Raw genomic sequence first — 597 nt, forward strand, 5'->3', positions numbered from 1 at the left:
ACCCGTCAGTCGATCGCGGTCTCCGCGCTGTCGCTGGCCAACCAGTCGCAGCAGAGCGTGCTCCAGCTGCTCCGCTAAATCGCGGACGACATCGCAAGCAGATCCGGCGGCGGGGCTTCGGCCCCGCCGCTTTGTTTTTGCATCGGCATCTGAGTGCCGCTCGCCAAGACGGGACGACACATCTGGATGCAGCAATTGCGTACTCTTGGTTATGGTTGACGAGTGGCAAATGCCTTTCCATTGGGCAAGAAAGCGTCGTCTTATCAGGGCGATATGCGCGAGCTCGACCGAGCGTGACACTGCCATATGGTGAATCCGCGCAAGGACTGGCGCGACACGCTTCATGCTTTGTTAGCCCTCAACGTTCACCGTCCCGCACATCGATTAATCCTAATCGAAGTTTGTTGCGTTGCGTACCAGAAGGGTAACACTCAATGTCCGGTATCGTTCTCTCCGCGTCGGTTCGTCAGAACCTGCTCTCCCTCCAGTCCACCGCTGACCTTCTCGCCACCACGCAGAGCCGTCTGTCGACCGGCAAGAGCGTCAACTCGGCTCTGGACAATCCCACCAACTTCTTCACCGCCCAGTCGCTCGACA

2 protein-coding genes are annotated in these 597 nt (G+C 58.8%); one reads left to right on the forward strand and one right to left on the reverse strand.

Annotated features, from left to right (window positions below; translation table 11 throughout):
• On the reverse strand, nucleotides 1-345 hold a 345-nt coding region (locus tag AC1RQP_RS40180), incomplete at its 3' end, for a hypothetical protein (protein ID WP_492943314.1).
• Nucleotides 346-434: 89 nt separating this feature from the next.
• Between AC1RQP_RS40180 and AC1RQP_RS40185 the strand changes: the two genes are divergently transcribed.
• Nucleotides 435-597: flagellin N-terminal helical domain-containing protein (locus AC1RQP_RS40185; protein WP_492943316.1), on the forward strand; the 163-nt coding region annotated here is incomplete at its 3' end.

It is taken from the genome of Bradyrhizobium sp. GW821-FHT13H06, assembly GCF_058803975.1.